We start from the raw sequence: 24,745 nt of genomic DNA, 5'->3' as shown, positions 1-24,745 counted from the left end.
TATACGGATGCGGCAGGGTCTAGGAGGTACTTTGGCCAGGTTTTGGCGGCTCTCGGGATATACTTCTGGGCCGGTGACCCTTCAGGTCACGACTACGAAGATATTTGTTTCCCGACCATGAGCGATCGCGAAATTGACCAGCAGTTGGTCGAGCGTGTGCAGCGCGGCGACAAACAGGCGTTTGGCCTGCTTGTTTCCAAGTATCAGCGCAAGCTTGCCCGTCTGTTGTCGAGATTGATCCGAGATCCAGCCGAAGTGGAGGATGTCGCCCAGGAGACGTTCATCAAGGCCTATCGTGCCTTGCCGTCGTTTCGTGGGGACAGCGCTTTTTACACGTGGCTTTACCGCATCGGGATCAACACTGCCAAGAATTTTCTCGTTTCGCAGGGGCGGCGCGCGCCCACGACGACCGATTTCGATTCCGAAGAGGCCGAGACTTTCGAGGAAGGGGACCAGCTTCGAGACATCAATACGCCGGAACGCCTCCTGATGACCAAGCAGATTGGCGACACCGTCAATGTGGCCATGGAGGCGCTGCCTGAAGAATTGAGAACGGCGATAGTCCTGCGCGAGATCGAAGGCCTGAGTTACGAGGAGATCGCCACGATCATGGAGTGCCCTATCGGCACCGTCCGTTCGCGGATTTTCCGCGCGCGGGAAGCAATTTCTGAAAAGCTCAAGCCGTTGCTCGATACGGCTCCGAATAAAAGGTGGTAAGACGATGAAAGAAAAGGTTTCTGCCCTGCTCGACGGCGCGCTCGACGAGCATGCGACGACGCGGATGTTCGATTCCCTTAAGCGGGACGGCACATTGCGTCAGGAGTGGGAGAACTATTGCCTGATCGGAGATCTGTTGCGCGATGAGCAGGTCCTGTCGTCGGACTTCACTCGTAATGTGATGCTGTGCCTGGATGACGAACCTACCGTTCTGGCGCCGCCGAAGCGTGAAATCGGGGGAAGCTGGGTCCGTCATTTGATGCCTATCGCGGCGTCTGTGATGGGGGTGGCGGCTGTCGGCTGGGTGGCGATGAACCTGAACGGTTCCGGCCAGGATGCCCTGCAGATGGCCCAGGCCAAGAAGGCGCCCATTGCGGCGGTGGCGTTGGACCGGGCGCCGGCCAAGCTGGCCGCCAACAGTGAAATGTCGGAGCGTGAATATCTGTTCGCCCATCAGGCATTGGCGCCGTCGGCGGCCATGCCGGGCGTGGCCCTGTATGTGCGTACCGTTTCGGATACCCAGGTGGCCAGCCAGCGATGAAGCATTTTTTCTGTTGCCTGGTGGCGCTGGGGGCATGGAGTGGCTCCGCCCTGGCCGACGTTCCGACAGATCCGCTCAGCTGGCTTGCACGCATTTCCAATGCGGCCCACAAGCTCAATTACACGGGTACTTTCACGTACCAGAGCGGCAAGAACGTCGAGACGTCGCGCATTGCCCACCTGGTGGACGGCAGTGGCGAATACGAGAAGCTCGAAGCGCTCGATGGCAGTCCGCGCGAAGTGGTGCGTAACAACGAAGAGGTGCAGTGCTTTTTGCCCGACCAGAAGCTCCTGATCATCGACCAATCGACGGCGCGCCGCAGTTTCCCTGCACGCCTGCCGCAATCCCCCAGCGCGCTGGCAGAGCACTATCGCATCCGCAAGGGCGAGATGGTCCGCATCGTCGGCATGGAGAGCCAGCAGATCATCCTTGAGCCGAAGGATGACATGCGCTTCGGCCACCAGTTCTGGGCCGACGTGGGTTCCGGCCTGCTGCTGCGGGCGCGTCTGGTCGGTGAGAAGGGCGAGAACATCGAGCAGTTCGCCTTTACCGAAGTCCAGGTGGGCGCCCCGTTCGACAAGGAGAAAGTCAAGCCCCGCTTCGTGCGCTCGAGCGACTGGAAGGTGGTCAACGCGCGCGGCAGCGATGTGAAGGTCGAAGATACCGGCTGGGTCTTCAAGAACGCCATCCCCGGTTTCCGTCAGGTCGTGTCGGTGGCCCGTCAGGGGCGCAAGGAGCGCGGCGAGGCCTATCACGTGGTGTTTTCCGACGGCCTCGCGGCGATTTCCGTGTTCATCGAGCCCATGCCGGCCAAGAACAACCTGCAGAGCGGGATGAGTTCGTCCGGGGCGTTCAACATCTTCCGCCGCACGGTGTCCGATCACCTGATCACCGTGCTGGGTGAGGTGCCGCAGCAGGCGCTGGTGCGCATCGCCGATGGCGTGGAGATGCGGAAGCGCTGATGCGGGTCAATGGTGTCGTCCAGCGGCTGGATGCCGGCTATGCGTGGGTGGATGTGTCCGTGGCCCAGGGCTGCGGTCGCTGCAACGAGCCGGGAGGCTGTGGCGGCGTCAATCTTGCTCGCCCCTTGGCGCCGATCAGTCGGAGCGTGAGGGTGGTCAACGACATCGAGGCATATCCTGGTGAATCGGTCGGCGTCGTCATCGACGATCGCGTGCCCTTGCAGGCTGCGTTGTGCGCCTACGGCTGGCCGGTGCTGGGCGTCATCACCGGAGCTGTTTGCGGCGCCGTCGTGGCCCCGGAGGACGGCAGTGCCGATCTGCTGGCCGCGCTGGGGGCGTTGGCCGGCGGTTTGGCTGCCGCCGCGTGGGGGCGTCGGCGGAGTCGTGGAATGCAGCAGGATCTGCCCATGCGCCTGGTGCGCGGGGGGGCGGATCAGGCAGGAGCATGCGGGCAATGAAGGCCGTGCTCCAGTGTTGTCGTGCACTGCTGGTGGCGGGATGTCTGCTGGCAGGCAGTGTGCCGGCTGCTGCGTTGTCGCGGGATCTACCGGATTTTGCCGAGCTGGCCGAGCGCCAGGGCATGGCGGTCGTCAATATCAGCACCACCCAGGCGGTGCGCCAGGGCAAGGGGCCGGTGCCGAGTCTGGATGAGGACGATCCGATGTTCGACTTCTTCCGGCGCTTCATGCCCCGTCATCCGGGCGCGCCTCGGGTCGAACCGGACAACCGTTCCCTCGGCTCCGGTTTCATCGTCTCCCCGGACGGCTACGTGTTGACCAATGCGCACGTTGTCGAAGGTGCTGACGAGATCATCGTCAAGCTGACCGACAAGCGCGAGTTCCGAGCCCACCTGATGGGGGCGGACCCGCGCAGCGACGTGGCGCTGCTGAAGATCGAGGCCACCGGCCTGCCCAAGGTCACCTTGGGTGATCCTTCCCGGCTGCGGGTCGGCGACTGGGTTGTGGCCATTGGTTCGCCTTTCGGTTTCGAGAATTCGGTGACCGCCGGTATCGTCAGCGCCAAGGGGCGTTCCCTGCCGCAGGAAAGCTTCGTGCCCTTCATCCAGACGGACGTGGCGATCAATCCCGGTAATTCCGGTGGCCCGCTGTTCAACATGAAGGGCGAGGTCGTCGGAATGAACTCCCAGATCTACAGCCGTACCGGCGGTTTCATGGGTCTATCCTTCGCGATTCCCATCGATGTGGCGATGGAGGTGCAAGGCCAGTTGCGCAGCAATGGCCGCGTGCAGCGCGGGCGCGTCGGCGTCGTCATACAGGAGGTCTCCCGCGAACTGGCCGACAGCTTCGGGCTGGGCAAGCCGGTCGGCGCGCTGGTGAGTTCCGTCGAAAAGGGTAGCCCGGCGGAGAAGGCCGGCATCGAGCAGGGCGACATCATCCTGCGTTTCGACAGCCGGACGATCGGCGTGTCGGGCGATTTGCCGCGGGCTGTCGGCAGCACTCGGCCGGGTAACAAGGTTCCGCTGCAGGTGTGGCGCAAGGGCGTGACGCGCGATCTGTCCGTCGTGGTGGCCGAGTTGCCCGACGACAAGGTGCGCAAGGTCGCGGGCAAGGTCGCCCGGCCGGACAGCTCGCCCAACAAGCTGGGCATCCTGGTCGTCGAGCCCAGTGCCGAACAGAAGCGCGATGCCCGTTTTGCCGGTGGCGGGGTGGTCGTCGATGCGCTGCGCAGTGCGTCGGCGCGGGCCTCCGAAATCCAGTCCGGCGACGCGATCCTGGCGCTGGTGGTGAAGGGCGGGCGTACTGACATCCGCTCGGTGGATCATTTCAACAAGGTTGTTGCCGGCCTCGAAGCGGGGCAGACCGTGACCCTGCTGGTGTTGCGCGGCGATTTCCAGACCTTCGTGCCGGTGAGAACGATTGAGCGCTGAACACACGCTGACTGTCCTGAGCCGGGAGTGGTGCCATTTGTGCCACGATCTTGTCGATGCGCTGGCGCCCTTGCAGCAGGAACTGGGCTTTGCCATTGAGGTGGTGGACGTGGATGCCTTTCCGGAGCTCGAGGAAGTGTGGAGCGAAAAGGTGCCAGTGGTGCTGGCGGGCGAGACCGAACTGTGTCATTACTTCCTCGACGAAGCGGCGGTCCGTGCTCATTTCCGGCGTATCGGTTAGAATCCAAGTCTTTGCCAGGCAAACAAAATTTATTCAGGGTGCCCACCGGCACCCTTTTTCATGGCCGACATGCAACACATCAGAAACTTTTCGATCATTGCCCATATCGACCACGGCAAGTCTACGCTGGCCGACCGGATCATCCAGCTTTGCGGTGGTCTCTCCTCACGGGAGATGGAAGCCCAGGTGCTCGACTCGATGGATATCGAGCGTGAGCGTGGCATCACCATCAAGGCCCAGACCGCGGCGCTCGACTACCGTGCCCGCGATGGCCAGATCTACAACCTGAATCTCATCGACACGCCGGGACACGTGGACTTCTCCTATGAAGTCTCCCGTTCGCTGGCGGCCTGCGAAGGCGGCCTGCTGGTGGTGGACGCCTCCCAGGGCGTCGAGGCGCAGACCGTGGCCAACTGCTACACGGCGCTCGACCAGGGCGTTGAGGTGGTACCGGTCCTCAACAAGATGGATCTGCCCCAGGCCAATCCTGATGGTGCCAAGCAGGAGATCGAGGACGTCATTGGCATCGATGCGACCGACGCGATCCCGTGTTCGGCCAAGACCGGCATGGGCGTCGAGGACATCCTCGAAGCCGTGATTGCCCGCATTCCGCCGCCGAAGGGTGATCCCGATGCGCCGCTGAAGGCCCTCATCATCGACTCGTGGTTCGACAACTACGTGGGCGTGGTGATGCTGGTGCGGGTGGTGGATGGCACTCTCCGCCCGAAGGACAAAATCCTGTTCATGTCCAACGGCGCCCAGCACCTGTGCGAGCAGGTCGGTGTGTTCACGCCCAAGTCCCTGCAGCGCGAAAGCCTGTCCGCTGGTCAGGTGGGCTTCATCATCGCCGGCATCAAGGAACTCAAGTCGGCCAAGGTCGGTGACACCATCACGCTGGCCAACCGCAAGGCCACCGAGCCGCTGGCCGGCTTCAAGGAGATCAAGCCGCAGGTGTTCGCCGGCCTGTATCCGGTCGAGTCCAACGAGTACGACCAGCTGCGCGAGTCGCTGGAAAAACTGCGCCTCAACGACGCCTCCCTGCAGTTCGAGCCGGAAGTCTCCCAGGCGCTGGGCTTCGGTTTCCGCTGCGGCTTCCTTGGCCTGCTGCACATGGAGATCGTGCAGGAGCGTCTGGAACGCGAGTTCAACATGAACCTCATCACCACGGCGCCGACCGTGGTGTACGAAGTGTTGATGAAGGACGGCACCGTCGAGCAGATTTCCAACCCGTCGAAGCTGCCCGATCTGTCGAAGGTGGACGAGGTGCGCGAGCCGATCATCAAGGCCGTCATCTTTCTGCCCCAGGAGTACGTGGGTCCGGTGATCACGCTGTGCAACCAGAAGCGCGGCGCGCAGGTGGACATGCTCTACCACGGCCGCCAAGTGCAGCTGATCTACGACATGCCGATGAACGAAGTGGTGATGGACTTCTTCGACAAGCTGAAGTCCGTTTCCCGCGGCTACGCGTCGCTGGACTACGAGTTCAAGGAATACCGCGCGGCCGACCTGGTCAAGCTCGACGTGCTGGTGTCCAGCGAGAAGGTCGATGCGCTGTCGATCATCGTGCACCGGGCCAACTCCCAGTACCGCGGCCGCGAACTGGTGGCCAAGCTGCGTGAGCTGATTCCGCGCCAGATGTTCGACGTGGCCATCCAGGCCGCGATCGGTTCCAACATCGTGGCTCGCGAGACCATCAAGGCTCTGCGCAAGAACGTGCTGGCCAAGTGCTACGGCGGCGATATCACGCGGAAGAAGAAGCTCCTCGAGAAGCAGAAAGAGGGCAAGAAGCGCATGAAGCAGGTCGGCAACGTGGAAATTCCGCAGGAGGCCTTCCTGGCCGTGCTGCGGGTCGATGAAGGCAAATAACCGGCCGCTGGCCGGTTCAGGAGTGCAGGCGTGAATTTCGCGTTGATTCTGTTTGTTCTGTTGGTGCTCAGCGGCGTCCTGTGGGCGCTTGATCACTTCGTGGCCAGCAAGCGGCGGGCGATCGGGGCCAAGTCGCCATGGTGGGTGGAGTACGGGGCGAGTTTCTTCCCGGTGATCCTGGTGGTGTTCTGCCTGCGCTCCTTCGTCGTCGAGCCGTTCAAGATTCCGTCCGGCTCGATGATTCCGACGCTGCTGGTTGGCGACTTCATCCTGGTGAACAAATGGACCTACGGCATCCGCCTGCCCGTCATCAACAAGAAGGTGATCGCCGTCAATGAGCCCAAGCGCGGCGACGTGATGGTCTTCCGCTTCCCCGGTGATCCGTCGCTGGACTACATCAAGCGGGTCGTCGGCCTGCCGGGCGACAAGGTGCAGTACTTCGACAAGAAACTGACCATCAACGGCCAGGCCATGCCGCAGCAGCCGGCGGGCGACTACCTGCACGCCGACCGGCTGTACTACTCGCCGCGCTTCACCGAGAAGCTCGGCGACGTGGAGCACAACATCATCGTCGAGAACGAGGCGCCGGCCTTCGTTTCCCAGGTCACCCAGTACCCGTTCCGCGAGAACTGCACCTATACTAGCCGCGGCGTGTCCTGCACGGTACCTGCCGGTCATTACTTCATGATGGGCGACAACCGGGACGGCAGCTTCGACAGCCGGGGCTGGGGCTTCGTGCCGGAAGAGAACATCGTCGGCAAGGCCTTCTTCATCTGGTTCAATTTCAGCGACCTCAAACGTATCGGTAGCTTCCATTGATGATGACGCGAAAGAGACAATCGGGCCTGAGCCTGATCGGAGTGCTTCTTGTCGGCGCCCTGCTGGGCGCCTGTTTGCTGGTCGCCTTCAAGATGGTACCGGTGGTGAGTGAGTACTTCGGTATCAAGCGGGCCATCTCCGCGGTGGCGGGCGGTGCGGACCCGATGACGGCAACGGTGACCCAGTTGCGCAGCGATTTCTCCAAGCGTGCCATCGTCGACGAGATCACCAGTATCTCCGCCGCCGATCTCGACATCACCAAGGAGGGCGGCCACATCGTGATTTCGGTGGAATACTCCCGCAAGGTTCCGCTGTTTTCCAACGTCAGTCTGCTCGTCGATTTTTCCGCCAGCTCGGTCAGCAAGTAATCCGTCATGAAGCTGGATGTGTTGCAAAAGGCCATCGGCCATCGCTTTTCCCGAATTGAATTGCTGGAGCAGGCGCTGACTCACCGCAGCTTCGGCTCTCCTCACAACGAGCGGCTGGAGTTCCTCGGCGACAGCGTCCTCAATTGCGTGACGGCGGTAGCCTTGTTCGGCCGTTTCAGCGAGCTGCGCGAAGGGGACATGTCGCGCCTGCGCGCCAACCTTGTTCGCCAGGAAACCCTGCACCGCCTGGCTGACGGCCTGAAGCTCGGAGATTACTTGCGCCTCGGAGAAGGGGAGCTGAAGAGCGGCGGGCACCGTCGTCCGTCCATCCTCGCCGACGCGCTTGAAGCGATCTTCGCGGCGGTCTTCCTGGACGCGGGTTTCGAGACGGCCAAGGTGGTCATCGACCGACTCTACGAAGCGTCGATCGCCAACCTCGATCCGGCCCGTGCGCTGAAGGATCCGAAGACCGCGCTGCAGGAATGGTTGCAGGGCAAGCGCATGCCGCTGCCACGTTATTCCCTCGCCGACACCCGCGGCGAAGCCCATCAACAGGAATTCGAGGTCGAGTGCGAAGTCGCCGGCCTCGGCCTCAAGACCCGCGGCATCGGCGTAAGTCGCCGCGCTGCCGAACAGCAGTCCGCCCAGCGGGCGCTGGAACTCCTACCGAAGCAATGAGTGACATTCAATCTCCCGCCGAGTCCGCTTTCCGGACCGGCTTCGTGGCCATCGTCGGGCGCCCCAACGTCGGCAAGTCCACGCTGCTCAACCGGCTGATCGGCCAGAAGATCAGCATCGTCTCGCGCAAGGCGCAGACGACCCGCCACCGGGTTACCGGCGTGCTGACCGAGGGCGCCTCGCAGTTCATTTTCGTCGATACGCCGGGTTTCCAGACTCGTCACAAGAATGCCCTCAACCGGGCCATGAACCGCACCGTCACGCAGGTGCTGTCCGACGTAGACTTGGTGCTGTTCGTCATCGAGAGCGGCCGTTACGGCCCCGAGGACGAGCAGGTCGTCAAGTTGCTGCCGGAAGGCGCCAAGGTGATCCTGGTCGTCAACAAGGTGGACATGCTGGAGGACAAGGCGCGTCTGCTGCCTTTCCTGCAGAAGGTGAGTGCGATCTATCCGTTTGCCGAGATCGTGCCGGTCAGCGCCGAGAAGGGCCGCAATACCGACCAACTGCTAAAGGCCGCCGCGCCTTACCTGCCGGAAGGCGAGCCGATCTTCGATGCGGACGACATCACCGACCGCAGCGAGCGCTTCCTGGCCGCCGAATTCCTGCGCGAGAAGCTGTTCCGCCAGCTCGGCGAAGAACTGCCTTACGGCATCGCGGTGGAGATCGAGAAGTTCGAGGCCGAGCCCGGCCTGCGCCGGATCAACGCGGCGGTGATCGTCGACAAGGCGCCCCACAAGGCGATGGTGATCGGCAAGGGCGGCGAGCGCCTCAAGCGCATAGCCACCGAAGCCCGCGTCGAAATGGAAAAGCTCTTCGAATCCAAGGTCTTCCTGGAGGTGTGGGTCAAGGTGAAGAGCGGCTGGGCTGACGACGAACGGGCTCTGAAGAGCCTCGGCTACGAATAAGCCGCTTTCCCCGTGAGCGCCAGGCCGCGCGTCGACCAGCAGCCGGGGTTCGTGCTGCACAGCTATCCGTACCGGGAGACCAGCCTGATCGTCGAGGTGTTTAGCCGCGACTACGGCCGCGTCGGACTCGTCGCCAAGGGCGCACGGCGGCCGATGTCCCAGCTACGCGGAGTGCTGATGGCCTTCCAGCCGCTGTTGATCGACTGGAGCGGCGGCGGCGAGATGAAGACCTTGGTGCGTGCCGAATGGCAGGGTGGCCAGCCGCTGCTGGGCGGTCAGGCCCTGCTGTGCGCCTACTACGCCAATGAACTGCTGATGCGCCTGCTGCCGCGGGAAGACGCCCATCCGGCGCTCCACAAGGCCTATGGCGAGGCGCTGCGGGCGCTGGCCGCCAACGAATCCCAGGAGGTCGTGCTGCGCCGCTTCGAACTGGCCTTGCTGCAGGAGCTCGGCTACGGCCTCAGCCTGGATATGGAACAGGACGGAACCCCCGTCCGGCCCGATGCTTTCTACACTTATATAACCGAACGCGGCGTTGTGCAGGTGGGTGATGAAGTCGCCGACGACGCCGTGACCGTCAGCGGGCGTACGCTGCTCGACATGACGCAGGGCAATTTCCGCCATCCGGAGACCCTCGCCCAGAGCAAGGCCCTGATGCGCCGCCTGATCCAGTATTACCTCGGCGGGCAAGTGCTGCAGTCCCGCCGCGTCTTCACCGAACTCTTAGCCTTTCCCGGAGATCCGTCTTGATCGAACTCGGCGTCAATATCGACCACGTTGCTACCCTGCGCCAAGCCCGTCGCACCTGGGAGCCCGACCCCGCGTGGGCTGCGGTGGAGGCCCATCTCGGCGGCGCCGACGGCATCACCGTGCACCTGCGCGAAGACCGCCGCCACATCCAGGACGCCGATGTGCGCAAACTGCGTGAGCTCACGCAGATCAAGCTCAACCTGGAGATGGCTGCCACTGATGAGATGGTCGGCATTGCCTGTGGCTTGAAGCCTGAAATGGCGATGTTCGTGCCGGAAGGCCGCCACGAGGTGACCACCGAGGGCGGTCTCGACATTGTGTCCCAGGAGGCCCGGCTGAAGGAGGCGGTCGCGCGGCTGGCCGATCAGGGCATCATCGTCAGCGTCTTCATCGATGCGGAGCCTGCCCAGGTGGAGGCCGCCGCACGCATCGGGGCGCGGGTCTGCGAGATCCACACTGGGCCTTATGCCCATGCCTTCCATGCGGCCGGGCGGGACGCGGAAAGTCCTGCCGTGCTGGCCGAGATCGCCAAGATCGCCGCGGCGGGGGAGGCGATCCGTGGCCTTGGCATGCGCTTCAACGCCGGCCACGCCCTCAACTATTACAACATCCAGCCGATCGCCCGCCTGCCGGGCATCCGCGAACTGCACATCGGCCACTCCATCGTCAGCCGCGCGGTGTTTACCGGCCTGCGCGAGGCGGTGCGGGAAATGAAGCGCCTGATGCGGGAAGCCGCGGAGCGCGGCGTACGGCCGTGATCTACGGCGTCGGCACCGACATCGTGCGGGTCGCCCGCATGGAAGAGGCCCTGTCCCGCCACGGCGAACGTTTTGCCACGCGCATCCTGGCCGACGCCGAGCGGGATGCCTTCACGCAGGCGCGTGCCCCGGCCCGCCTGCTGGCCAAGCGCTTCGCCGCCAAGGAGGCCTTCGGCAAGGCCCTCGGCATCGGCGTTGCCGCGCCGGCCACGCTGCATGCGCTGTGGGTCGGCCACGATGCGTTGGGCAAGCCGGTGTTCGAATATGCGCCCGCGCTGGCGGACTACCTGCAGGAACGTGGGCTGGTCGCCCATCTGAGTCTTTCCGACGAAACCGATTACGTCGTCGCCTTTGCTGTCATCGAGAAGCCATGAAGCCATCCCATACCCCGCCCGGTCCGATCATGCTCGACGTGGTCGGGCACGAAGTCACCGCCGAGGAGCGGGAGATCCTGCAGCACCCGCTGGTCGGCGGGGTGATCCTGTTCGCCCGCAATTACGCCGAGCCGGAACAGCTACGGGCGCTGACCGCGGCGATCCGCGCGGTGCGCCCGGGCCTGGTGATCTCGGTGGACCACGAAGGCGGACGTGTGCAGCGTTTCCGCGAGGGCTTCACGCGCCTGCCGGCGATGCGCCGTTTCGGCGAGTTGTGGGACAGCGATCCCGCGGCCGCTCGTGCCGCGGCGCGCCAGGCCGGCCTGGTGCTGGCGGCCGAGCTGCGCGCCCATGATGTGGACCTGAGCTACGCGCCGGTTCTCGACCTGGATTATGGAGTCAGCGCGGTGATCGGAGATCGGGCCTTCCACCGCCAGCCTGAGGTGGCTACTGAACTCGCCCGTGCAGTCGTCGGTGGCCTGGCCGCGGCGGGCATGAAGGCGGTCGGCAAGCATTTTCCGGGGCATGGCGCGGTGGAAGCGGACTCCCACGTGGCGATCCCGGTCGACGAGCGGAGCTTCGACGTCGTGTGGGCCGAGGACGTGCAGCCCTTCCTGCAACTGGCCGGCGAGCTGGGCGGCGTGATGCCGGCCCACGTGATCTACCGCAACATCGACGCGCGTCCGGCCGGCTTCTCGCCCTTCTGGCTGCAAGACGTGCTGCGCCAGCGCGTCGGCTTCGGCGGCGTGATCTTCAGCGACGACCTGACGATGGAAGGCGCAAGTGTGGCGGGCGACATCGTTGCCCGCGCCGAAGCCGCCCATGGCGCCGGCTGCGACATGGTGCTGGTGTGCAACCGGCCCGAACTCGCCGTGCGTCTGCTCGATGCATGGCATCCGGTGGTCGATGCCGGCAGCGCCGCGCGCATTGCCGCGCTCCGTCCGCGGGCCGGCAGTGCTCCGGCGACGCCGGCCGCACTGGCCGACTGGGCCGATTACCGCGCTGCTCGCGACGCCGTGCTGGCGCTGGCCTGATCTGGACCCCTGCCGTGAGCTTCGACGCCAAGGCCTTTCTGCGCACGCTGACCGAGGAGCCCGGGGTCTATCGCATGATCGGCGCCGACGAGGCGGTGCTTTACGTCGGCAAGGCCAAGAACCTCAAGCGACGGGTGTCGTCCTACTTCCAGCGCACCCAGCTGAGCCCGCGCATCGCGATCATGGTGAGCCAGGTGCAGCGGGTGGACACCACCGCCACCCGTTCCGAGGCCGAAGCGCTGATCCTCGAGAACAATCTCATCAAGAGCCTTGGGCCGAAGTACAACATCCTGTTCCGGGACGACAAGTCCTATCCCTACATCGCGCTGTCCGGCGGCGACTTCCCGCAGATCTACTATCACCGCGGCGGTTTCGCGAAGGGCGTGCGCTACTTCGGGCCGTTTCCCAACAGCTGGGCGGTGCGGGAGAGCCTGCACCTGATGCAGAAGATCTTCCGCCTGCGCACCTGCGAGGACTCCACCTTCAGCAACCGCTCGCGGCCCTGTCTGCTGCATCAGATCCAGCGCTGCACCGGGCCTTGCGTCGGGCTCATCGACAAGGACGCCTATGCGGCCGACGTGCAGATGGCCAGCCTGTTCCTCAACGGCCGCCATGGCGACGTGATCGACGACCTGTCGAAGCGCATGCAGGACGCCTCCGACGCGCTGGCCTTCGAGAAGGCGGCGATGTACCGCGACCAGATCCGCAACCTGCAGGCCGTGCTGCACAAGCAGTTCGTCGAAAGCGCCAAGGACGAGGACGTGGACGTCGTCGCGGCGGTAGAGCGGGGCGGGCTGGTGTGCGTCAACCTAGCGATGATCCGCGGCGGCCGGCACCTTGGCGACCGGCCACTGTTCCCCAGCAACGCCCAGGGCTGCACGCCGCTGGACGCGCTGGTGGCCTTCGTCGAGCAGCACTATCTGGATCAGCCGCTGCCCGGCAAGATCCTCGTCAATCTCGAGCCTGCCACTGTCAAGGAGGCTCTCGAAGAGGTCGTCGAGGGCAAGGTGGTGGTGATGGCAGCGCGCTACGAGAACGAGCGGGCCTGGATGGGCATGGCCGAGAACAACGCCGGCCTCGCCTTGCTGGCACGGGAGCAGGAGTCCGCCCGCGGCGAACAGCGCCTCGATGCCCTGCGCGATGCCCTCGGCCTGGCCGACACGCCGAACCGCATCGAGTGTTTCGACATCTCCCACACGATGGGTGAGTCCACGGTGGCTTCCTGCGTGGTGTGGGACGGCAAGGCGATGAAGAAGTCCGAGTACCGCCGCTACAACATCAGTGGCATCACCCCCGGCGATGACTACGCGGCGATGCGCCAGGCGCTGACCCGGCGCTACGAGAAGGTGGCGGCCGGGGAGGGCGTGCAGCCGGACCTGATCCTCATCGACGGCGGCAAGGGCCAGATGGGCGTGGCCAAGGAAGTGCTGGCCGAACTCGGCCTGGAAGCCATCACGATGTTCGGCGTCGCCAAGGGCGAGAGCCGCAAGCCGGGGCTGGAAGAGCTGGTCTTTCCGGACGGCCGCGAGCCCGTACATTTGCGTCCGGACGCGCCGGCGTTGCACCTGATCCAGGAAATCCGCGACGAAGCCCACCGTTTTGCGATCACCGGCCACCGCGCGCGGCGGGCCAAGACGCGTAATACCTCGCGCCTGGAAGACATCGCCGGCGTCGGCCCGACCCGGCGGCGCAAGCTGCTGGCGGCCTTCGGTGGCATGGACGGTGTGCGCAATGCCACGGTAGAAGACCTCTGCCGTGTCGAGGGTATCAACCGGCACTTGGCCGAACAGATATACAATTCACTGCGATAGCCAGTGAACGCCGACATGCTCTTCAATATTCCCAATTCGCTTACCTGGGCACGCATTGCCCTGATCCCGTTTTTCGTCGGCATCTATTACCTTCCCGCAAGCGTGATGTCCCCGGGCGACAAGAACCTGGTCGCCACGCTGACCTTCGTCGCTGCGGCGGTGACTGACTGGTTCGACGGCTACCTGGCGCGCAGTCTGGGGCAGACCTCGGCCTTCGGCGCCTTCCTCGATCCGGTGGCCGACAAGCTGATGGTGGCGGCGGCGTTGATCGTGCTGGTGCACCTCGGCCGCGTCGATTCGTTGATCGCGCTGGTCATCATCGGTCGGGAGATCACCATCTCGGCGCTGCGCGAGTGGATGGCCAAGGTCGGGGCGGCCGGCAGCGTGGCTGTGGCCTTCGTCGGCAAGCTGAAGACGGCAGCCCAGATGTCGGCGATTCCACTGCTGCTGTTCCAGGCACCGATCCTCGGCTTCGACAGCATGGGTATCGGCACGCTGCTGATCTACGTGGCCGCGGTGCTGACACTGTGGTCCATGGGCTACTACATGCGCTGTGCGTGGCCGGAGCTGATCAAGCGCAGCCAGTAGAAAGATTGCGGTTTAATTTGACAGACAAGAAATTTTGCCTATAATGGCGGTCTGTCACGCGGCAGTAGCTCAGTTGGTAGAGCGCAACCTTGCCAAGGTTGAGGTCGAGAGTTCGAGACTCTTCTGCCGCTCCAGATTTTACGGGGAAGCAAAACCTGCTTCCCCGATTGATTTAAGGCGCGATAGCAAAGCGGTTATGCACCGGATTGCAAATCCGTGTAGGTCGGTTCGACTCCGGCTCGCGCCTCCAGTAGTACGCGGCAGTAGCTCAGTTGGTAGAGCGCAACCTTGCCAAGGTTGAGGTCGAGAGTTCGAGACTCTTCTGCCGCTCCAGAATGCAACGGGGAAAACGAGTGATCGGTTTCCCCGTTTTCGTTCGTCTGCCGCTTGTGGCGATAGACCCGCCGGCAGCGCGCGGGCGCGGCACGACACCTTCATTCGCCCGCAGCGATTCTGCAAGAGAGCTGTCACCGGATTTGCCTACCATCGTCATCACGGGCGTTCCCTTGCCCGGATCGGCAAGATCGGTGGGAGATGAAGATGAGGCGTTTCCTGTTGGCCGCGGTGCGGCGCTGGGTGCGGTGGATCTGTGGCCCGGATGCGGAGAGTTTCCTGCTCGACGACGAATGGCGTTCGCTGCTTTTCGTTCCGGACGTGGACGGGGTTCAGGAGGCCTAGCCCTGCGGGTGTTCCGTCCGTGAGCGCCATGCTCGTCAGCCGTGCAGAATGGATCTAGTCTTCAAACTGGATGCGGTGACGGGAGGAATTCATGCGTGGCACGCAGATTTGGGCGGGGCTGCTGGGCGTGGTGCTGGCGGGGCCGGCTTTGGCCGTTTTCAAATGTGTCGGCAGCGATGGCCGGGTGACCTACACCGATGGGCCCTGCGCTGCCGATAGCCGGGTGCAGGCCGTCGAGGTGCCGCCACCCCTGACTCCGCAGGAGGAGGCGGAAGCGCGCCGGCGTGGCGAGCGTCTGCTCGATGATGCACATGCGCTGGATGCCCGGCGCAGTACCGAGGCGGCCGAGCGTCAGCGCAGCCTGGATGCGGAAAGGCGGGCAGAGGCCCAGCAGCGCGAACAGGGCAAGGATGACGCTGAGCACTGGAGCGCGGTTTATCCTGCCTCCATCTATGGCCGTCGCTGGCCGCCGGTCAAGCCGGTGCAGCCCAAGCCGAAGCCCGTCCAGAAGGACACTCTCGGAAAGATGAACGCTTATCCGTTCCGTTGATCGGGCTGGTCGCGGAAATCCCGGTAAGCGGCGGAGGCCGCGTCCTGGTGGTCGATGTCGCCGAGGATCAGCAGGCGGACCGGCTGTTGATGACCGTTGCGGCTGATTCCCGCGTTGAGCGCATCGATGACGCGCGGCGCGAAGCCGGCTGCGGCCGCATCGAGCACGATCAGCGTCGGGCGCCGCGGTCGCCAATCGGCCAAGGCGGAGAGGCGGGTTTCATCCACGTCGGTCAGCCAGGCGTCGTCCCACGGCTCATCGTTCCGCCGTGGCAGGAACCACAGCAGCGGACGCAGTTGTACGCCGATCCGGTAGGCGATGCCGCCGAAGCGGCTGCGCGTGTCGAGTTGGTGATAGCCGGCCAGGCGGTAGCCGAAGGCATGCACGCGATGCCGCTGCCTCGGGCTGATGACGGCGCAGGCCAGCGGGCATGGCGCGGCGGGAAAGCGCCAGGGCAGCAGCGTGGAGCCTGACCCGGCACCTTCCATGACCCAATCCTGCAGTGCTGCATCTAGCGGCGCCGGGCCGGCATCGCCCGTGGGCTGGCCGGTGATCGGCTGCAGCGCCGTGTCGTCGTAGCGCTCGCGCAGGCGTGGCAGCCGCGGCGCAACGGCGACAAGTAGCGCCGCTGCCGCTGCCAGCCCGGCGCTCAGCACGCGAAGCGGCTCCGCAGCTCGTTGAGGTTGAGTTCCGCCAGGATCGCCTCGATGCGCTCCATCGCGTTCTTGCGCGGCTGGCCGGTGTGACGGGCGATGATCAGCTCGTTCTTCATCGAGTGTTCCCAGCCGACCAGCTCGGTCACCGTGACCTGGTAGCCGTGGGCTTCCAGCTGCAGGCAGCGCAGCGCGTTGGTGAGTTGGCTGCCGAATTCCCGCGTGTGGATCGGGTGGCGCCAGATCTCCGATAGCGGCGTCATGCCGAAGCTGGCGTTCTTGTTCTGGCGCAGCACGCTGGCCACCTCGGCCTGGCAGCAGGGCACCAGCACCACGAAGCGGGCCTTCTTGGCGAAGGCGAACTGGATCGCGTCGTCGGTGGCGGTGTTGCAGGCGTGCAGCGCGGTGACCACGTCGATGCGCTCGGGCAGCTCGGTGGAGCGGGTGGATTCCTCGACGCTCACGTCCAGGAAGCGCATGCGCGGGAAGCTCAGCCGCTCGGCCAGCTCGCGGGAGCGGGCGACCAGCTCGGCGCGGGTCTCGATGCCGAACACTGTGCCGGCCTCTTTCGCCTTGAGGAACAGGTCATAGAGGATGAAGCCCAGATAGGACTTGCCGGCGCCGTGGTCGGCGAGGCTCAGGTCACCGTGCTGCTCCAGCACCTCGGCGAGCAGCGGCTCGATGAACTGGTACAGGTGATAGACCTGTTTGAGTTTGCGCCGGCTGTCCTGGTTGAGCTGGCCGTCGCGGGTCAGGATGTGTAGTTCCTTCAGCAGCTCGATCGACTGGCCGGGGCGGATCTCCGGATGGACCGCCGGCCTGGCGTCGGTAGCCGGGCGGGCCGCGCCCGCGGCGGGCTTATTCCTGGCCATGCTTCTTGGACTCGGCCAGGCCGAGGGCCTTCCAGCCGGCGATGCCGAGCTTCTGCAGGGTTTCCATGTTGCGCTCGTAGATCATCTCGGCTTCCGGAAAGGCTTCCACGGCGCGGTCGATGCTCGCTTCGCGGATCAGGTGCAGCGTCGGGTAGGGCGAGCGGTTGGTGTAGTTGGTGATGTCGTCCGCCTCGGTGCCTTCGAACTGGAAGTCCGGGTGGAAGCTGGCGATCTGCAGCACGCCGTCCAGTTCGTGCTCGCTGACGGCCTCGTCGGCGATCTGCACCAGGTCGTTGAAGTCGAGGAAGTCGGGGAACAGCGTCGGATGCACCAGCAGCGTGGTATCGGTGACTTCGGGATCCACTGACGCCAGATGGTCCAGTTCCTCGTCCAGTTGCTCAAGGAAGGCGTCGAGGTGGCGGGCATCGCTGACTACGATGCGGACCTGGTTCTTGACGTAGACCGACTTGGCGAACGGGCACAGGTTGAGGCCGATGACGGCCTTCTCGATCCATTCGCGGGTCGCGGCGATGATTTCTTCGTGGTTCATGGTGCGGTGTTTCCGGGGATTTCCTTCGAGGGACGCCATTTTGCCCTGATAATGGCGGGCTTTCATTGATTCAACGCACGCCCATGTCCATCCAGTGGTTTCCCGGTCACATGACGTCCGCCCGCAAGAAGGCGGCGGAGAGCATGGAGCGCATCGATGTGGTCATCGAGGTGCTCGACGCCCGCCTGCCCGAAGCGAGCAGCAACCCGATGATCCGCGAACTGCGCCTGCATCGCCAGCGGCCGTGCCTGAAGATCCTCAACAAGGCCGACCTCGCCGATCCGGCGGTGACGGCCCAGTGGATCGCCCACTACAACGCCCAGAAGGGCGTCAATGCGGTGGCGCTGTCGTGCAAGAAGCCCAGCGACGTGGCCAAGGTGGTCGGCTTGTGCCGGCCGTTGGCGCCGCACCGCAACGATCGCCTGAAGCCGCTGCGCATGATGATCATGGGCATCCCCAACGTGGGCAAGTCGACGCTGATGAACGCGCTGCTGAAGCGGCGCGTGGCCAAGGTCGGCGACGAGCCGGCGGTGACCAAGAGCCAGCAGATCCTCGACCTGTCGCCGACGGCGACCCTCATCGACACGCCGGGCATGATGTGGCCGAAGATCGAGCACGATTCCGACGGCTTCATGCTGGCCGCCAGCCACGCCATCGGCCGCAACGCGGTGATCGACGAGGAGGTGGCGAACTTCCTCGGCGACCTGCTGCTGGCGCGCTATCCGGCCTTGGTTTCCAAGCGCTATGGCGTGGCTGTCGATGGCCTGGACGGCCCGGCGCTGGTGGAGGCGATCGCCCAGCGCCGCGGTTGCCGCCTGAAGGGCGGGGCGCTGGACATCGAGAAGGCGTCGCTGATCCTGCTGCAGGACTACCGCGACGGTGCCCTCGGCCGCGTCAGCCTGGAAACGCCGACGACCCGTGCGGCCATGATGGAGGCCCACGCCGCCATGCGGGCCGCCGCGGCGGCGGCGAAGGAAGACGAGCGGGACCCGGACGCGGACGAATAAGCGGCCAGGGAAGGATTCGAACCCGCAGTTTGCGGGCCGAATCCGCGCGGACTCAAACCCGCAGCAGCACCGTCTTCAGCGGCGGATTGCCGTCCGTGCTCGGGAAATCCTCCTCCGGCGTGATCCATTCCAGCGCGCGTACCTCGCGTCCGGCCTTGCGGGCGCTGCGCACCAGCTGGTCGGCCCAGGCGTCGCGGTCCACCTGGGCGACGTTGTTGCAGCACACCAGTGCGCCGCCTTCGGCCGTACACAGCAGGGCCGGCTTGAGCAGGGCCGGGTAGTCGTTGACCAGGTCCACCACGCCGAAGGCGCTCTTGGCGTAGCGGGGCGGGTCGAGGAAGACCACGTCGAAGCTGTGTTTCTCCAGTTCCGGGAAGGGCGGCATGCGTTTGCCGCGCACCACCTTCGGCTGGCCGATGCCGGACAGCTGGCGCATCGCCGCGAAGGCGTCGCTCTTCACGAAGCGCAAGCGGATCGGCAGTTCGTTGAGGCGCGCATTGGCCTTGCCGACCGACAGGCTGGATTCGGCGAAGTCCACATTCACCACATGGCGGGCGCCGGCCTTGGCGGCAGCGACACCGACGCCACAGGTGTAGGCGAACACGTTGAGCACCGATTTGCCAGCGGCTTCGGCCATCACCTTGCGGCGTGCGGCGCGCAGGTCGAGGAACAGCCACGGATCCTGCCCGGCGTGGCGGGCCTGTACGTTGTACTTGACCCCCAGTTCGGAGAACTCCCGCAGGGCTTCGGCCTTGGCCAGCTGGGCGGGCGGCAGCGGATTGCTGACGCGCGAGTTGGAGTGGCTGCGGTCGTTGTAGACCAGGTCTAGCCCCGCACAGGCTTCCGCATAGAAGGCCGTGACGGCTTCTTCTTCGGCCACGCTCAGCGGGCTGTGGAAGCTCTGCACGAGGATCAGGTCGCCGTAGCGGTCGACGGTGAGGCCGGGACGGCCTTCCGTTGTGCCGTGGAAGAGCCGGTAGGCGTTGGTCTGTTCGGCTTCCAGGCGGGCGATCAATTCACTGCGGAGGGTGAGGGCCTGCGCCAGGGCAGGGGCGAGGGTGGCGGAGCGTTCTGGCATGGTGGTGGATCGCGTAGTGACGTTGTTATATGGCTCAGAGACCGAAGAATTCTCGGATCTTTTTGCCCAGGGCGGCAACTTCCGAGCCCCGGTTGGCATTCTGGCCGGTTTTGTCCTCAGCATACCCCCTTTCCAGGGCATGGAAATGGCTTAGGCGCTCTTCGAGGATGGACGACATGCCCTCGGCGAGCTCAGGCCGGCTGCGGATGATGTGCTCGAAGCCGGCCTTGTCGAGACGGTAGGCCTCGATGTCGGTGGCGGCAACCACCGTCGCGCGGCGCGGTGCGCCGGTCATCAGGCCGAGCTCGCCGAAGACGCTGCCCGGGCCGCGCTTTTCGAGCAGGCGCGGCGGGCTGCCGTCGGTGGGTTGCCACCAGGCTTCGGCTTCGCCGCTGACGATGATGTACAGCCAGTGAGCGATGGCGCCCTGGCGGGTCATGATGTCGCCGCGGGCGAAGGGCGCGTTGACGAGGCGGCCGGCCAGTTCCAGCTGCTCCGCCTCGGACAGGCGCGAGAACAGGTCGATCTGCGCGATGGCCTGTTGGCGGCGGTTCAGCTCGCGGGCGCGGACCTCTTCCCGGTGGGCTTCGCCTTCGGCCACCAGGTGGATCGTCTGGTCGCTGACCGCCAGGCGCAGCCCCTCCCGCTGCAGCGCGGCGAGGATGTGGTGGCGGACTTCCGAGTCCGTCGATTCGTCGGGCCCCGGATCGAGCAGCCAGTAACGCACCGCGTAATGGGCATAGCCTGGGCCGAAGTTGAGCAGCAGGCACTGGGGCGCCGGCGTGGCGCTGACATTGGGGATGCGGGCAGTGGAGATGTCCTGCAGCACGGTGCCCGTCACGCGGCCCGGCGGTACCGACAGATCCACGTCGAAGCCGACGCTGCGCCGTTGCAGCGGCAGGGTCTGGCGCTTGTTGCAGATCAGCGCGTAGCGGTTCTTCATCAGATGGCTGTTGGGGACCAGCACCCGCTCTCCGCTGCGGCAGATGATGGCGGTGTAGCGCCACTGGATGTCGCTGACGCGGCCGGCGAGGTCGTCCATCTGGATCCAGTCGCCGATCTCCAGGGAGTTGTCCATCTGCAGGGCCAGCCCGCCGAGCAGGTTGCCGAGGGTTTCCTGCATCGAGATGGCGACCACGGCGGTGAGGACTGCCGAGGTGGTCAGCAGGTGGGACAGCTGCATGCCGGCCAGGTTGAGGCGCAGGAAGGCCCAGGCCACGTAGCCTACGATGACCAGGATGTCGCCGAGGATGCCGGAGATGCGGATGCCGACCCGCGGCAGCACCACGTCGAACAGGGCCAGGCCCAGGTAGCGGATCACCGCCAGCCCTTCGCCGAACACCGCCATCTGGCGCAGCCAGTGCAGTGCGGCGGGTTCCACGTGGCCTTCCAGGCTGCCGGCCAGCAGGTCGCCGAGCAGGCAGGCGGTGAAGAACACGCCGGTATTGACGAGGGAGCGCCGCCAACTGCGCAGCGGGCCGAAGATCAGGGCGCCGCTGACGAGCATCAGCAAGATGGCGAAGGGTGCCTCCGGGCTCAGCAGGGGAATGTGCATGGTCTCGGGATGCCACTCTGGCGCGGCATCATGATCGGTGAGGCAATGGAAAACAGCCCCGCGCCTCTCGCGAGGGGCGGGGCCGGCGGCGTTCGGCGGGGGCTAGAGTGCTGCGCGCAGGCGGGCCGCCATCTCGTCGAGCTCGACGCGGCTCGGCGTGGTGGCCGGCCACACGCCCGGCAGCTTGTCGCCGGTGACGCGGGGCAGCACGTGGAGATGGAAGTGGAAGACGGTTTGCCCGCCGGCCACTTCGTTGGCCTGGAACAGGGATACGCCTTCGCAGCCGGCGGCTTCCCGCACCGCCTTGGCAACCCGCGTAGTGGTGCGGAACACCGCCTCGGCGAGCTCGTCCTCCAGCGTGTAGATGTTCTCCCGGTGGGGCTTGGCGATGACCAGCGTATGGCCCGGGTTGCCGGCCATGATGTTCAGGAAGGCGAGGGTGTGCTCATCCTCATAAACCTTCGATGCGGGCAACTCGCCGCGCACGATGCGGCAGAAAATGCAGTCGTCCATGTCTCTCTCCTCTTGATGTGTTCTTGTACTCAGTCGTCGGCTCTGTCGGCCAGTGCCTTGCGCAGGTTGTATTCGTTTTGCCAGCTTTTGCGCAAGGGGTCGGAGTGGGCGTAGTGGTGGCTTTCTTCCGGGCTCTGGGCGTGGAAGGTCTCGACGGTGCGTTGCAGCAGGTGGTGGTGTGGCAGCATCGTACCGAAGAACAGCACGTCCTCGGCGCGCTGGATCAGCACTGTGGGAAAGTTCTCCACGTCGTAGTCATCGAGCAGGTCGGCTTCGTCTTCCACGTCGAGCCACAGGAAGCGGGCGTTCGGGAAGTGTTCGGCCATGGCTTCGAAGCCGGCGCGGTAGTCGCGGCAGGTGCCGCACCAGGCGGCGCACAGGCAGGCGACGAGGAATTCGGGCGTGTCGGTTGGGGTCGTCATGGGTCGGTGTGGTCCGGAGGGGCAGGGGCGGGCGCCGCCGGGGCGCTTTCCAGGGCGATCCACTTCAGCCACTGGCCGCAGGCGTTGCGCGGGCCGCGGCGGCTGGTGCCGTGCCAGGGGCCTTCCTGGCAGGGGCCGCGGTCGTTGTCCTCATCGTATTCGACGGTGTCGGGCTCGGCACCGGGCAGCCGTTCACCGCCCCAGCGGTTGCAGCTGAGGCAGCGGCGACGTTCTGCAGACTGGGTGGCCAAGGCGAAGTTCCGCGCCGCTCAGTCGTCCAGCGTCGTCGAGGAGAGCAGGGTGCCGTCCTCGGCGTAGTCCATCAGCGTGGTTTCCTCGTCGATCACCTGCACGACCTTGGCCTGCTGCAGGGCGCCGCTCGGGTAGTAGCTGTAGTGGTGGGCGGATTCGATCTCGCCGTAGACGACCTTCTCGCAGGTGGTCATGCGGTCGGCCGCGTCGTAGTAGGCGCGGTAGAAGGTGATGCGGTTGCGCAGGTCCGCGTCTTCCAGCGGCGAGGTGAGGTTCAGCGGCAGGCTGACGCCGCTGTAGGTGACGAAGTGACGGACGGTGCTGGCGGATTCGGTGCTCATGGCGTCATAAGGCGGGTGTGGGTGGTGTCCCGCCATTATGACGCGCTGCCGCATCAATGGGGGGCCGCGGCCTCCTTGCGCAGGGCGTAGCGGTTGGCCAGCAGCGAGCAAACGAAGAGCTGGATCTGGTGGTAGAACATGATCGGCAGCACGATCAGGCCGATGGCGGGGTTGGCGCCGAAGAGCAGCTTGGCCATCGGCACGCCGGAGGCGAGGGTCTTCTTCGAGCCGCAGAACACCGTTGTGATCTCGTCCTCCACCTTGAAGCCGAAGCGCCGCGACAGCCAGGTGGTCAGCACCAGCACCAGGGCCAGCACCAGGGCGGCGCCGAGCATAGCAGTGAGCAGGGTGCCGATGCCGTTGTTGCGCCACAGGCCCGAAGCCACCGAGTCGCAGAAGGCCGAGTACACCAGCATCAGGATCACCCAGCGGTCGAGCAGGGTGGTCAGCTTCTTGTGGCGCTGGTGCCAGGCGTGCAGCAGCGGGCGCATCAGCTGGCCGAGCACGAGGGGCAGCAAGAGCAGCTTGGCGATGCTCAGCACGGTTGCGAGGAAGGGCAGGCCCTGGCCGTCCACGTGGGTGAACAGGGTCACCAGCAGCGGCGTCAGCACGATGCCCAGCACGCTCGACAGGGTGGCGTTGAAGATCGCCGCCGGCACGTTGCCGCGGGCCAGGCCAGTCATCGCCACCGACGACGAGATGGTGGACGGCAGCGCGCACAGGTAGCAGAAGCCCAGCGCCAGGTCGCGGGGCAGCCACTGGCCGACCAGCGCATCGGCGATGAACCACACCAGCGGAAACACCGCGAAGGTCATGCTCTGCACCACCGCGTGGATGCGCCAGTTCATGATGCCCTGACGCAGGCTGGTGAAGGACAGGCCCAGCCCGTGCAGGAAGAACACGATGGCGATGCCGATGTCGGTCAGTACATCGCCGTGCAGCACGCCGCCGCTGCGGCCCAGGTCGGGCAGCAGGCTGGCGAGGACGACCGCGCCGAGCATGCCGACGAGGAACCATTCCTTGTGCAGCCAGGTGCGCAGTTGCTGGAGGCCGCTTGCAGTGTTGGGGTTGGAGGGCACGATGGGCTCCGTCTCGTTATGGGTATGGTGGTGCACTCTAAGGCGTGGCAGGCTGTCTTTCTAACGACAGATCGACAACGAATGGCGATTAACAGACAAAACATTCATGACCGCTCCCAACAAGCGCAGCGTGCCGAGCCTGGCGAGCCTGCCGCGCCCGCTCTATAACCGCCACGAAAGCCTGGCCCCCGGTTCATGGACCGAGGAGCACAGCCATCCCTGGTGCCAGCTGTCCTACGCCAGCAGCGGCGTGCTCGGGGTGCGCACGGCCGCCGGCGACTACGTGGCGCCGCCGCGCTTCGCGGTGTGGATTCCGCCGGACCTGCCGCATCAGGTGGTCAATCGCCGCCGTACCGAGATGCGCAGCCTGTACGTCACGCCAGCGGCGGCGGCCGCGCTGCCGGCCGAGTGCTGCGTGCTGGAGATGAGTCCGCTGGTGCGGGAGCTGATCCGGCGTATCGGCGAGCTACCGGTGGAGTACGACGAGGCCGGCCCGGCGGGGCGGCTGGTGGCGGTGCTGCTGGACGAGCTGGCCGGGCTGCCGCGGGCCGGCTTCGGCCTGCCGCTGCCGAAAGACCGGCGCCTCGGGGTGATCTGCGCGGCGCTGCAGGAGCAGCCGGACGACACGCGCAGCCTGGCCCAGTGGGCCGTCGAGGCGGGGGCGTCGGAGCGTACGCTGGCGCGCCTGTTCGTGAAGGAGACCGGGCTGGGCTTCGGCGAGTGGCGGCAGCGCCTGCGCCTGCTGCTGTCCCTCGATGCGCTGGAGGCCGGCGACAGCGTGACGGACGTGGCCCTGGCCCATGGCTACGAATCCACGTCGGCCTTCATCGCTGCCTTTCGCAGCATGTTCGGCGTGACGCCAGGCGAATTGCGCGGCCGCGCCGCGTTATAAGAA

At 65.3% G+C, this 24,745-nt stretch carries 31 protein-coding genes and 3 tRNA genes; 24 read left to right on the top strand and 10 right to left on the bottom strand.

The features are described 5' to 3' along the window. Window positions 1-117: 117 nt before the first annotated feature. From rpoE to AC3QL2_RS03420, 22 genes are all read left to right on the top strand, one after another. Window positions 118-717 carry an RNA polymerase sigma factor RpoE gene (rpoE, locus tag AC3QL2_RS03525; RefSeq protein ID WP_079435684.1) on the top strand — a complete coding sequence of 200 codons (600 nt, stop codon included), beginning with the start codon at window positions 118-120 and terminating at the stop codon, window positions 715-717. 4 nt (window positions 718-721) lie between these two features. Further along, window positions 722-1,258: a sigma-E factor negative regulatory protein gene (locus tag AC3QL2_RS03520; RefSeq protein ID WP_493236176.1), complete on the top strand. Its 537-nt coding sequence runs from the start codon at window positions 722-724 to the stop codon at window positions 1,256-1,258. Next, entirely contained in the window at window positions 1,255-2,220 is a 966-nt protein-coding gene (locus AC3QL2_RS03515; RefSeq protein WP_493236177.1) for a MucB/RseB C-terminal domain-containing protein, read from the top strand. Before AC3QL2_RS03520 ends, AC3QL2_RS03515 begins: the two co-directional genes overlap by 4 nt. Further along, a complete protein-coding gene (locus AC3QL2_RS03510; RefSeq protein WP_493236178.1) occupies window positions 2,220-2,678 on the top strand; it encodes a SoxR reducing system RseC family protein in 459 nt (152 codons plus the stop codon). The genes AC3QL2_RS03515 and AC3QL2_RS03510 overlap by 1 nt, the downstream gene beginning before the upstream one ends. Then, entirely contained in the window at window positions 2,675-4,108 is a 1,434-nt protein-coding gene (locus tag AC3QL2_RS03505) for a DegQ family serine endoprotease (RefSeq protein WP_493236179.1), read from the top strand. The genes AC3QL2_RS03510 and AC3QL2_RS03505 overlap by 4 nt, the downstream gene beginning before the upstream one ends. Next, complete coding sequence (locus AC3QL2_RS03500) at window positions 4,098-4,349, top strand: glutaredoxin family protein (protein ID WP_493236180.1); 252 nt, start codon at window positions 4,098-4,100, stop codon at window positions 4,347-4,349. The genes AC3QL2_RS03505 and AC3QL2_RS03500 overlap by 11 nt, the downstream gene beginning before the upstream one ends. A 69-nt stretch (window positions 4,350-4,418) precedes the next feature. Continuing rightward, window positions 4,419-6,215 carry a translation elongation factor 4 gene (lepA, locus tag AC3QL2_RS03495; protein ID WP_493236181.1) on the top strand — a complete coding sequence of 599 codons (1,797 nt, stop codon included), beginning with the start codon at window positions 4,419-4,421 and terminating at the stop codon, window positions 6,213-6,215. A gap of 30 nt (window positions 6,216-6,245) precedes the next feature. Next, entirely contained in the window at window positions 6,246-7,034 is a 789-nt protein-coding gene (lepB, locus tag AC3QL2_RS03490) for a signal peptidase I (RefSeq protein ID WP_493236182.1), read from the top strand. 41 nt (window positions 7,035-7,075) lie between these two features. Beyond that, a complete protein-coding gene (locus AC3QL2_RS03485) occupies window positions 7,076-7,402 on the top strand; it encodes a DUF4845 domain-containing protein (protein WP_493236183.1) in 327 nt (108 codons plus the stop codon). Between the two features lie 6 nt (window positions 7,403-7,408). Further along, complete coding sequence (gene rnc, locus AC3QL2_RS03480) at window positions 7,409-8,080, top strand: ribonuclease III (protein WP_493236184.1); 672 nt, start codon at window positions 7,409-7,411, stop codon at window positions 8,078-8,080. Continuing rightward, complete coding sequence (gene era, locus AC3QL2_RS03475) at window positions 8,077-8,985, top strand: GTPase Era (protein WP_493236185.1); 909 nt, start codon at window positions 8,077-8,079, stop codon at window positions 8,983-8,985. Before rnc ends, era begins: the two co-directional genes overlap by 4 nt. A 12-nt stretch (window positions 8,986-8,997) precedes the next feature. Beyond that, window positions 8,998-9,735: a DNA repair protein RecO gene (gene recO / locus AC3QL2_RS03470; RefSeq protein WP_493236186.1), complete on the top strand. Its 738-nt coding sequence runs from the start codon at window positions 8,998-9,000 to the stop codon at window positions 9,733-9,735. After that, the gene (locus AC3QL2_RS03465) at window positions 9,732-10,493 is read left to right on the top strand and encodes a pyridoxine 5'-phosphate synthase (protein WP_493236187.1); all 762 of its coding nucleotides are present in this window, start codon (window positions 9,732-9,734) and stop codon (window positions 10,491-10,493) included. The genes recO and AC3QL2_RS03465 overlap by 4 nt, the downstream gene beginning before the upstream one ends. Then, window positions 10,490-10,867 (top strand): holo-ACP synthase, encoded by a 378-nt coding sequence (acpS, locus tag AC3QL2_RS03460; protein WP_493236188.1) that lies wholly within the window; start codon window positions 10,490-10,492, stop codon window positions 10,865-10,867. Before AC3QL2_RS03465 ends, acpS begins: the two co-directional genes overlap by 4 nt. Continuing rightward, window positions 10,864-11,901, top strand: coding sequence for a beta-N-acetylhexosaminidase (gene nagZ / locus AC3QL2_RS03455; protein ID WP_493236189.1), 1,038 nt, complete (start codon window positions 10,864-10,866; stop codon window positions 11,899-11,901). Before acpS ends, nagZ begins: the two co-directional genes overlap by 4 nt. 74 nt (window positions 11,902-11,975) lie before the next feature. Continuing rightward, the gene (gene uvrC, locus AC3QL2_RS03450; RefSeq protein WP_493236190.1) at window positions 11,976-13,712 is read left to right on the top strand and encodes an excinuclease ABC subunit UvrC; all 1,737 of its coding nucleotides are present in this window, start codon (window positions 11,976-11,978) and stop codon (window positions 13,710-13,712) included. A 15-nt stretch (window positions 13,713-13,727) separates the two neighbouring features. Beyond that, window positions 13,728-14,300, top strand: a complete 573-nt coding sequence (gene pgsA, locus AC3QL2_RS03445; protein WP_493236191.1) for a CDP-diacylglycerol--glycerol-3-phosphate 3-phosphatidyltransferase — start codon at window positions 13,728-13,730, stop codon at window positions 14,298-14,300. 58 nt (window positions 14,301-14,358) lie between these two features. Further along, a tRNA-Gly gene (locus tag AC3QL2_RS03440) sits at window positions 14,359-14,434 on the top strand. A gap of 42 nt (window positions 14,435-14,476) precedes the next feature. Then, a tRNA-Cys gene (locus AC3QL2_RS03435) sits at window positions 14,477-14,550 on the top strand. Window positions 14,551-14,557: 7 nt separating this feature from the next. Next, window positions 14,558-14,633: transfer RNA gene (locus AC3QL2_RS03430), tRNA-Gly, on the top strand. A 207-nt stretch (window positions 14,634-14,840) separates the two neighbouring features. After that, window positions 14,841-14,978 carry a hypothetical protein gene (locus tag AC3QL2_RS03425; RefSeq protein ID WP_493234024.1) on the top strand — a complete coding sequence of 46 codons (138 nt, stop codon included), beginning with the start codon at window positions 14,841-14,843 and terminating at the stop codon, window positions 14,976-14,978. 91 nt (window positions 14,979-15,069) lie between these two features. Beyond that, window positions 15,070-15,528 (top strand): DUF4124 domain-containing protein, encoded by a 459-nt coding sequence (locus AC3QL2_RS03420; RefSeq protein ID WP_493234023.1) that lies wholly within the window; start codon window positions 15,070-15,072, stop codon window positions 15,526-15,528. On the opposite strand, the gene AC3QL2_RS03415 is transcribed toward AC3QL2_RS03420, so the two are convergent. Genes AC3QL2_RS03415 through AC3QL2_RS03405 form a run of 3 tightly spaced genes read right to left on the bottom strand, consistent with a single transcriptional unit; the run spans window position 15,513 to window position 17,603 of the window. Further along, window positions 15,513-16,184: a hypothetical protein gene (locus AC3QL2_RS03415; RefSeq protein ID WP_493234021.1), complete on the bottom strand. Its 672-nt coding sequence runs from the start codon at window positions 16,182-16,184 to the stop codon at window positions 15,513-15,515. The genes AC3QL2_RS03420 and AC3QL2_RS03415 overlap by 16 nt on opposite strands. Continuing rightward, window positions 16,178-17,053, bottom strand: coding sequence for a class I SAM-dependent methyltransferase (locus tag AC3QL2_RS03410; protein WP_493234019.1), 876 nt, complete (start codon window positions 17,051-17,053; stop codon window positions 16,178-16,180). Before AC3QL2_RS03410 ends, AC3QL2_RS03415 begins: the two co-directional genes overlap by 7 nt. After that, window positions 17,040-17,603, bottom strand: coding sequence for a DUF1415 domain-containing protein (locus tag AC3QL2_RS03405; protein WP_493234017.1), 564 nt, complete (start codon window positions 17,601-17,603; stop codon window positions 17,040-17,042). Before AC3QL2_RS03405 ends, AC3QL2_RS03410 begins: the two co-directional genes overlap by 14 nt. Window positions 17,604-17,686: 83 nt before the next feature. Here AC3QL2_RS03405 and ylqF point away from each other — a divergent pair, with 83 nt between their 5' ends. Then, window positions 17,687-18,610, top strand: coding sequence for a ribosome biogenesis GTPase YlqF (gene ylqF / locus AC3QL2_RS03400; protein WP_493234015.1), 924 nt, complete (start codon window positions 17,687-17,689; stop codon window positions 18,608-18,610). Window positions 18,611-18,662: 52 nt separating this feature from the next. On the opposite strand, the gene AC3QL2_RS03395 is transcribed toward ylqF, so the two are convergent. The 7 genes from AC3QL2_RS03395 to AC3QL2_RS03365 all read right to left on the bottom strand — a co-directional run bounded on the left by AC3QL2_RS03395 (window position 18,663) and on the right by AC3QL2_RS03365 (window position 23,850). Further along, window positions 18,663-19,688: a class I SAM-dependent rRNA methyltransferase gene (locus AC3QL2_RS03395; RefSeq protein WP_493234013.1), complete on the bottom strand. Its 1,026-nt coding sequence runs from the start codon at window positions 19,686-19,688 to the stop codon at window positions 18,663-18,665. A gap of 34 nt (window positions 19,689-19,722) precedes the next feature. Next, entirely contained in the window at window positions 19,723-21,243 is a 1,521-nt protein-coding gene (locus tag AC3QL2_RS03390) for a cyclic nucleotide-binding domain-containing protein (RefSeq protein WP_493234011.1), read from the bottom strand. A gap of 102 nt (window positions 21,244-21,345) precedes the next feature. Beyond that, entirely contained in the window at window positions 21,346-21,756 is a 411-nt protein-coding gene (locus AC3QL2_RS03385) for an HIT family protein (protein ID WP_493234009.1), read from the bottom strand. Window positions 21,757-21,785: 29 nt separating this feature from the next. Then, entirely contained in the window at window positions 21,786-22,178 is a 393-nt protein-coding gene (locus tag AC3QL2_RS03380) for a thioredoxin family protein (protein WP_493234008.1), read from the bottom strand. Further along, complete coding sequence (locus AC3QL2_RS03375; protein ID WP_493234007.1) at window positions 22,175-22,429, bottom strand: hypothetical protein; 255 nt, start codon at window positions 22,427-22,429, stop codon at window positions 22,175-22,177. Before AC3QL2_RS03375 ends, AC3QL2_RS03380 begins: the two co-directional genes overlap by 4 nt. An 18-nt stretch (window positions 22,430-22,447) precedes the next feature. Continuing rightward, window positions 22,448-22,771: a DUF6156 family protein gene (locus AC3QL2_RS03370; protein ID WP_493234005.1), complete on the bottom strand. Its 324-nt coding sequence runs from the start codon at window positions 22,769-22,771 to the stop codon at window positions 22,448-22,450. 53 nt (window positions 22,772-22,824) lie between these two features. Continuing rightward, window positions 22,825-23,850: a bile acid:sodium symporter family protein gene (locus tag AC3QL2_RS03365; RefSeq protein ID WP_493234003.1), complete on the bottom strand. Its 1,026-nt coding sequence runs from the start codon at window positions 23,848-23,850 to the stop codon at window positions 22,825-22,827. A gap of 106 nt (window positions 23,851-23,956) precedes the next feature. Here AC3QL2_RS03365 and AC3QL2_RS03360 point away from each other — a divergent pair, with 106 nt between their 5' ends. Then, window positions 23,957-24,742: an AraC family transcriptional regulator gene (locus AC3QL2_RS03360; protein ID WP_493234001.1), complete on the top strand. Its 786-nt coding sequence runs from the start codon at window positions 23,957-23,959 to the stop codon at window positions 24,740-24,742. Window positions 24,743-24,745: the final 3 nt, after the last annotated feature.

The organism is Zoogloea sp. GW822-FHT05C07, assembly GCF_058800215.1.
The sequence above is the reverse complement of the archived record's forward strand: the minus strand, read 5'-3'. Positions and strand labels throughout refer to the sequence as shown.